Annotated in this window: 9 protein-coding genes; 2 read left to right on the top strand and 7 right to left on the bottom strand. The window is 41.1% G+C overall.

Annotated elements, in window-relative coordinates; all coding sequences use genetic code 11:
- Nucleotides 1-33: 33 nt before the first annotated feature.
- The 4 genes from R2B72_RS02725 to R2B72_RS02740 all read right to left on the bottom strand — a co-directional run bounded on the left by R2B72_RS02725 (nt 34) and on the right by R2B72_RS02740 (nt 2,989).
- Nucleotides 34-660: a LysE family translocator gene (locus R2B72_RS02725; protein WP_318614649.1), complete on the bottom strand. Its 627-nt coding sequence runs from the start codon at nt 658-660 to the stop codon at nt 34-36.
- 487 nt (nt 661-1,147) lie between these two features.
- Nucleotides 1,148-2,335 carry an NAD(P)/FAD-dependent oxidoreductase gene (locus R2B72_RS02730; RefSeq protein ID WP_318614650.1) on the bottom strand — a complete coding sequence of 396 codons (1,188 nt, stop codon included), beginning with the start codon at nt 2,333-2,335 and terminating at the stop codon, nt 1,148-1,150.
- Nucleotides 2,328-2,726 (bottom strand): (2Fe-2S)-binding protein, encoded by a 399-nt coding sequence (locus R2B72_RS02735; protein WP_412177781.1) that lies wholly within the window; start codon nt 2,724-2,726, stop codon nt 2,328-2,330. Before R2B72_RS02735 ends, R2B72_RS02730 begins: the two co-directional genes overlap by 8 nt.
- A complete protein-coding gene (locus R2B72_RS02740; RefSeq protein WP_318614651.1) occupies nt 2,723-2,989 on the bottom strand; it encodes a (2Fe-2S)-binding protein in 267 nt (88 codons plus the stop codon). The genes R2B72_RS02735 and R2B72_RS02740 overlap by 4 nt, the downstream gene beginning before the upstream one ends.
- A gap of 170 nt (nt 2,990-3,159) precedes the next feature.
- Here R2B72_RS02740 and R2B72_RS02745 point away from each other — a divergent pair, with 170 nt between their 5' ends.
- Nucleotides 3,160-4,338, top strand: coding sequence for an FAD-dependent oxidoreductase (locus R2B72_RS02745; RefSeq protein ID WP_318614653.1), 1,179 nt, complete (start codon nt 3,160-3,162; stop codon nt 4,336-4,338).
- A gap of 189 nt (nt 4,339-4,527) precedes the next feature.
- On the opposite strand, the gene R2B72_RS02750 is transcribed toward R2B72_RS02745, so the two are convergent.
- Nucleotides 4,528-4,905 (bottom strand): SET domain-containing protein, encoded by a 378-nt coding sequence (locus R2B72_RS02750; protein WP_318614655.1) that lies wholly within the window; start codon nt 4,903-4,905, stop codon nt 4,528-4,530.
- 239 nt (nt 4,906-5,144) lie between these two features.
- Between R2B72_RS02750 and R2B72_RS02755 the strand changes: the two genes are divergently transcribed.
- On the top strand, nt 5,145-6,110 hold the full coding sequence (locus tag R2B72_RS02755; RefSeq protein WP_318614657.1) for an alpha/beta hydrolase: 966 nt from the start codon (nt 5,145-5,147) through the stop codon (nt 6,108-6,110).
- Between the two features lie 121 nt (nt 6,111-6,231).
- Here R2B72_RS02755 and arsC read toward each other — a convergent pair whose 3' ends face one another.
- Both arsC and R2B72_RS02765 read right to left on the bottom strand, forming a co-directional pair.
- Nucleotides 6,232-6,651 (bottom strand): arsenate reductase (thioredoxin), encoded by a 420-nt coding sequence (gene arsC, locus R2B72_RS02760; RefSeq protein WP_318614659.1) that lies wholly within the window; start codon nt 6,649-6,651, stop codon nt 6,232-6,234.
- A 24-nt stretch (nt 6,652-6,675) separates the two neighbouring features.
- On the bottom strand, nt 6,676-6,762 hold an 87-nt coding region (locus R2B72_RS02765; RefSeq protein ID WP_318614681.1), incomplete at its 5' end, for an ArsB/NhaD family transporter.

Raw genomic sequence — 6,762 nt, forward strand, 5'->3', positions numbered from 1 at the left:
CCAATATAGTGAAAAGTTGAAAAGCGGTTTAAGTCATCGACTCTGCATTGCCACTTTTAACCCAATGCCAATATAGACTGCGCCTACGATTTTGCCGCTCCACCGATTCATCCAGGACTTTCGCTTAACAAATTGTCCAAGTACGCCAATGCTCAAGGCAAAAAACGTCGTGTAGATGACACTCATCAGCACAAATATTAAGCCAAGGACCAGGAATTGAACAATCGTTGAACCTTGCGCTGGCTGAACAAACTGCGGTAAAAATGCCAGAAAGAATAATGCCGTTTTTGGGTTTAACACTTCCACAACTATCGCCTGACGATACGCATTTCCATTTGTCACGGTAGCAACCTTTGGCATTTGAGGATCTGAAGACTTTTCCAAAATCGCACGAATACCCAAATACACCAAATAGGCAACTCCCGCATATTTCACGACATTAAAAGCTAGGGCCGATGTCATCAAAATCGCAGAAAGCCCTGCCGCAGCACATAACGTATGAACCAAATCGCCAGTCGCAATGCCAAGACCCGTCATTATACCGACTTTACGCCCACTCTGAGCAGTACGCGTCGTAATCAAAAGAACAGCCGGACCTGGTATTAAAAATAGACCAAGTACAATCACAATAAACGTACTTAATGTCCCAAAAGTAAACATCTTATCACCTCCAATTACTGCATTTTTCCTAATTATATTACTAGAAGTTTAACACGAGAGGAATACATTGGTAAATGGACTTTATAGGAGCTGCCTGATAAGTTTCAAGATATAGAGGAGGAACCCCATCTCCATTCTCGGATGGGTCGAAGGTCCCAAAATGACGATAACTCCGCCGAATTGATCTATAACTTCGCAGAACTGATCGATAACTTTCTCCAATTGATCAAAAACGATTTTGAATTGATCGATAACTCCTTACAATTGATTGATAAGTTTCCAATAGGATATACGAGGAATAGAAAACGGTCTGCTTATAGGGTAGAAAGATAGAGCAACCCAAAAAGTTAGTAAATACCAACTTTCTGGACAGACTAAACAGGACGGTTAATTTCTTTTAAAGAGGCAACCGCCCTGTTTCTTTTTGTTAAATAGTAAGCCTTACATCTATTCAAAAATTTAGCTTTTGCATCTGTAACTAAATTTATCAGGAAACGATATATTCATGAAATGCTTTTTCAACTTTACTTCGTCCTGCGGCGATTTCCGGATGGAATTGGATCGTTGCGGCTTCGCGAATAGATTTAACTTCTTTCATCGCTTGCTGAATTTTATCGTTTTGTTTAGCGATTGAGTATCCAGCAAGTGTTCCTTGTGCACGAGCAACTTTTGCACTTTCAATGCCGGTGATATTGCCAGCTACATACAACCCTTCTAGTGGCGTTTCCATCTGTTCGTTATGGATGGGTACGTGCCCGCCTAGTTCTTCTACATATTGGAACGGACAACCGATAACTGAGGCAAGTTCTGTTAGCGGATAAAGTCCGCCTGCGATACAAACAAAGTCGACAGCAATCGTTTTTTCACTACCTCGAATCACTTCTCCCTCAGGTGTGATGTCACACATCGTCACAGATTCCACTTGGTCGGCACCATTAATTTGGACGATGGCTTTTCGGATGTGAATCGGCATCCCCCACATTTTCACTCCGCCTTTTGGATAGAATTTGACCGCCAAGTTTCGTACCCAATCGACTTTGGCAAATTTGCTACCGAAGCGAAGAAAGGCAGAAGGTGCTAAATGAGCGATTCGCACTAATCCTTCCATGACTTTCCCAGGATGTGCATGGTCTTTCGTGACAGGATTGCTGACAGGTAACGCCATACTATGCAGTTCAACACCTGCAAGTTGCAGTTCCCTAGCAATGGCCGCCGACAATACGTTAACCCCAACGACAATTCCTTTCTTTCCTACACGGACACGATGGACGTTTGTCATAACTTGCGCTGCCCCGATGGACATAACACCAGGAAGTGTCCAGCCCGGGATAGGCGCCGCTGTTTCTGCTGCACCGGTTGCAAGGAGTACATTTTTCGTTTCAAAAAGACCTCGATTAGTATGCACCTTATAACCAGCCTCAATTTTTTCTAGGTGATGGCAAGAAACTTCGCATTGAATCATCGTGTTCAACTTCTCAGCTTTTGCCAATAAAGCCTTCGTCTCTTCAATCCCGTTCCACCACTCACCATTTGGTTCTTGATGAAGTTGTCCGAGAAGTCGGCCACCCGGTTTCGGAAATTCATCGATGACCAATACATCCAAATTTGATTCGCGGCAGGCAATTGCGGCGGATAAACCCGCTGGCCCTGCACCAATGATGACAACATCAACCATGAGGAACTCCCTCCTTATGATGTTCATTCATTTTTTCAAATTCGGCATATGTACGTGGCCATTCTTCAGGCGACGCTTTAAATGGAGCAGGTTGCATTTTACCACTTTCAATGACCATTTGTTGTTGAATAGGCGTCATACATGCACGAACGATCTGTGTGTCATTCACAGTTACACGACATTCGAAACAATGCCCGATATTGCAATAAATTGCCCGTGGTGCTCCCGTTCCTTCATGCACTCGTAGTTGTCGGATTCCATTTGCTAGGAGTGCAGATGCAATCGTATCCCCTTCAAATCCTTCATATGTTTGACCATCGAAAGTAAAAGTGACAGATGTCTGATTAGTCAACTCCCCCAAAACTGGATGATTTACAATACGGTTCGTCATCTCGATTCTCCTCCTAAAACTGATAATGATACAGGTCGAACGGGAGGTTGGACTTTCAACGGAATATCATGGCCAGCTCTTTCTCCTGTTACCGCTTCCAAAACTGCGTCTACAGCAGGTCTGCATGTGCGTCCCCCACAATACCCCATTCCAGCCCTTGTCCGTAATTTTACTTCACGAGCAGAACAGTTATAACGGCTTGCGGTCTGTTGGATATCTTCCAATGAAACTTCTTCACATCTACAAATAATCGTTTGATCCACGCGGCAACTTCCTCCTTATAATCCATTACGATAAAATTTGACACTATATCTACTCCTATTTTACCATAGAGTAAGAATAGTATATTCGAATTTCAGAAAAAAATGCAAAACTTCATTCTATCATGTAGAATAGACTAAAAGGCATTCAGATGTCAAAGGAGGATTTGAGGATGGCAAAGAACAATCATGCAGAGGTAGCGATTATTGGTGGTGGAATTGTCGGTTGTGCAATCGCTTACTATGTTGCAAAATCTGGCCTTGACTGTGTATTAATTGAAAAAAATGATATTGCGAGTGGTACCTCTTCGCGCTGTGATGGCAACGTGACCATTGTGGATAAAGACCCCGGATTCGATAGTTTGATGTCTTGGAAAAGCCAAGAACTTACAATAGAATTGAACAAAGAATTAGATTTGCCATTTGAATACCGAGCACTCGGTAGTTTGCTTGTCTGTGAGAATGATAAGGAAATGCAAGCAGCGAAGGAATGGGTAGATATTCAGACTGCCGCTGGATTGAAGTTCAACTTACTTGACCGAGAGGATCTTCGTCAAGAATCCCCCTATTTTGCAGATGACATTCCAGGGGGATTAGAGTGTGAAACTGATTCGCTTATCAATCCCTATCTATTTTGCTATTCACTCATTGAAAAGGCCAAGCAATTTGGGCTAAAAGTACAAATACAAACAGAAGTAACGTCCATTACAAAAAAAGAGGACTTTACAATTGAAACGACAAACGGAACTTTTACCGCAAAGAAAGTCGTCAATGCTGCAGGCGTCTGGGCACCTTTTATCGGAAAAATGCTCGATCTCGATATTCCTATAATCCCGAGAAAAGGTCATATCATGGTTGGCGCCAGACAAAAACCGGTGATGATGCGGAATGTCATGGAATTCGGTTATTTGATGAACAAATTTGGCCGGGAGCGGATTGTGGACGAAAGAACAAAGGAACACGGTGTTGCGTTAGTGTTTGAGCCTACGGAAAGTCAGAATTTCTTGCTTGGAAGCAGTCGCCAATTTGTTGGATACGATGGAAGAATTGATATCAATGTGGTGGAAACATTGGCAAGAAGAGCAATGCGATTCTATCCGAAATTGAATGATTTCACGATGATTCGGGCCTACACCGGTTTTAGACCGTGGACATCTGATCATTTGCCAATTGTTTCAGCTGTTAATGAAATACCTGGCTTTTTCATAGCCGCAGGACATGAGGGCGATGGGATCAGTCTTGCCACTGTGACAGGTAAGTTGATTGAACAATTGATCCGTGAAGAGTCAGAAACGATTATTCCAATCGATCCATTGCGCTTTGAACGTTTCACCAAAGTACCTGTTTTATAAGCCTCCAACTTTGCGTAATTATAAATAAAAGGGTTCATAACTCAAAAATGCTCCTTCTGTGGGAGAGATACTGACAACGCAATCAGTTCTCTCCCAACAAATGAAGGAGCATTTCACATAAAAATAAATAATTAACAGCAATAGTCGAATAGCCTATATATATGGAAAGCGAATTGCCTCCACATCCTATTATTCCTTATTAAACCACAGTTCATCTTTGTCATCAACGTCACCATTGTAATTAATCAAAATTTCATCTCCTGCTTTTATATCGGTGTAAGCAAAGAAATCAAATGTACGATTTTTAAAATTAATATCATACGTTGCATTCGGTTCGTACGAATGATTAAACAACATCCCATACCCCAGAAGAATAGCAGATTGACCTATCCCATACTCAAAAGCATAGTCACTGAGGATGGTTTTCTCAATGTATTGATGCTCTTCGTTTGGATAAGAAATGACAGGTGCTTCATGTAAAAGCTCCCCTTTTTTATAATCACATGTCGCAAATACGCCTCTATTGAATTCTCCATCACTTAACGGAGATGTTTTTACCTCTATCATGTTTCCTCGCCTACTCACTTTTGTTTTGTTCTTTAACTATAACATTAATTTGAACATAATGCTCGGGTCAATATAAAAGCGCCACAAAGCAGTTATTGCTTTACACAAAATCAATACACATTTTACAAATCTATTTGGTAACTTCATGTAATCGTATTAACTTCTTTCATTTCCCTCTGTTTTTCTACTATACTGTTGTTAATGCATCTTGCATACTAAACGTTCAAAAATGGAAGGGAATGAGTATAATTCGAATCAATTGGAAGAGGTTACTAATTCTCTTTGCAACAATCTTCTTATTGATCCAAATCATCGGTAGCTTCTTTTTCTATGAATTAGCCGTCAAGCGAGGGCCGAAAGATTTCTTGCAGAATAATGCGGATTTGGAAGTGTCGGATCAAACAATGGATCTCTTTTTAAACGGAGATTGGATAGCTTGGGTAAATGCTCAACAATTCGAACAACTTACGTTAACATCACGTGACGGATTAAAACTGTCTGGCTACTTTTTACCGGCATCCAAGCCGACAAATAAATTAGCTATTTTCCCACATGGCTATCTAGGCCATGCAAAACAAATGGGGCTATTTGGTCAGTATTATCATAATGATTTAGGCTATAACATTTTCATGCCTGATGCACGGGGGCATGGCAAAAGCGGGGGGAATTATTACGGTTTTGGTTGGCCCGATCGGCTTGATCTGATTGATTGGACTAATCTTTTGGTAAACAAACTTGGGCCTGATACGAAAGTGGCCTACCATGGCTTATCGATGGGTGCAGCAACCGTCTTGATGGCTAGCGGCGAAGAAGAACTTCCTCGCCAGGTCAAAGCCATTATAGCAGACAGCCCGTATGCGTCCGTCTATCAATTATTTGAGTATCAAATGAATCGGATGTTTAAACTGCCAGCATTTCCGCTGTTAGATAGTACTAGTTTGTTAACGAAAATTAGAGCCGGTTATTCATTCAGAGAAGCAAGTGCACGCAATGAAGTGGAGAAAACAACTGTCCCAATCCTGTATATCCATGGAGAGAGCGATACCTTTGTTCCAACGAAATTGACAAAAGATTTGTTTAAGCATACTTCAAGTGCCACAGAACTTCTCCTTGTCCCAAATGCAAATCATGGCGAATCCTTTGCATTGGCTCAAGACAAATACAAAATGACGATTAAACATTTTCTTAATAAATATGTTGAATAACATATTGCCAGGTACTATCAAAACTCGGATAGCACCTGGCAACATGTTGTTTGTCGTCTTAGTCTTTATTCTGATTGCTATGAGACTAATAATGACTGGAATAAGCAATATTGTGATATCCTTATTCACCTGATACAGAAAAATATTTAATCCTTGCACCAATTTCATCGCGTACACGCTGGAAGAATGCCCATTTTTCTTCATCTGTTCCTTCTGCTTTTGCGGGATCATCGAATCCCCAATGTTCACGTTTTACATGCGGTGGTGTCATCGGACATTTGTCGGCAGCATCCCCACAAAGCGTGACGACAAAATCTGCATTATTTAAAATTTCCGGATTAATAATATCCGAAGTTTGATTCGTAATGTCGACGCCAGCCTCATTCATAGCTTTAACAGCATTTGGATTAACTCCATGGGCCTCAATTCCTGCACTAAGAACTTGCCATTCATCACCAAGATACTTTTTGCCCCATCCTTCAGCCATTTGGCTACGGCATGAGTTACCTGTACATAAGAAATAAAGTGTTTTTTTTGACATAATGAATAATCCCCTTTTTGTGTTTTATTGGATGAATGACAACCATAAATACAGTCCAATTAATGTAATGAATAACGTTGGGACTGTTAAGAGTATCCCGATTTTAAAATA

It is taken from the genome of Sporosarcina sp. YIM B06819, assembly GCF_033485175.1.
Taxonomy (GTDB): domain Bacteria; phylum Bacillota; class Bacilli; order Bacillales_A; family Planococcaceae; genus Sporosarcina.

What these genes read in the sequence shown, in the direction of transcription:
- R2B72_RS02735 (WP_412177781.1), bottom strand. Translation starts at nt 2,726, where the DNA reads ATGACGAACCGTATTGTAAATCATCCAGTTTTGGGGGAGTTGACTAAT.
- arsC (WP_318614659.1), bottom strand. Translation starts at nt 6,651, where the DNA reads ATGTCAAAAAAAACACTTTATTTCTTATGTACAGGTAACTCATGCCGT.
- R2B72_RS02730 (WP_318614650.1), bottom strand. Translation starts at nt 2,335, where the DNA reads ATGGTTGATGTTGTCATCATTGGTGCAGGGCCAGCGGGTTTATCCGCC.
- R2B72_RS02750 (WP_318614655.1), bottom strand. Translation starts at nt 4,905, where the DNA reads ATGATAGAGGTAAAAACATCTCCGTTAAGTGATGGAGAATTCAATAGA.
- R2B72_RS02755 (WP_318614657.1), top strand. Translation starts at nt 5,145, where the DNA reads ATGAGTATAATTCGAATCAATTGGAAGAGGTTACTAATTCTCTTTGCA.
- R2B72_RS02745 (WP_318614653.1), top strand. Translation starts at nt 3,160, where the DNA reads ATGGCAAAGAACAATCATGCAGAGGTAGCGATTATTGGTGGTGGAATT.
- R2B72_RS02725 (WP_318614649.1), bottom strand. Translation starts at nt 660, where the DNA reads ATGTTTACTTTTGGGACATTAAGTACGTTTATTGTGATTGTACTTGGT.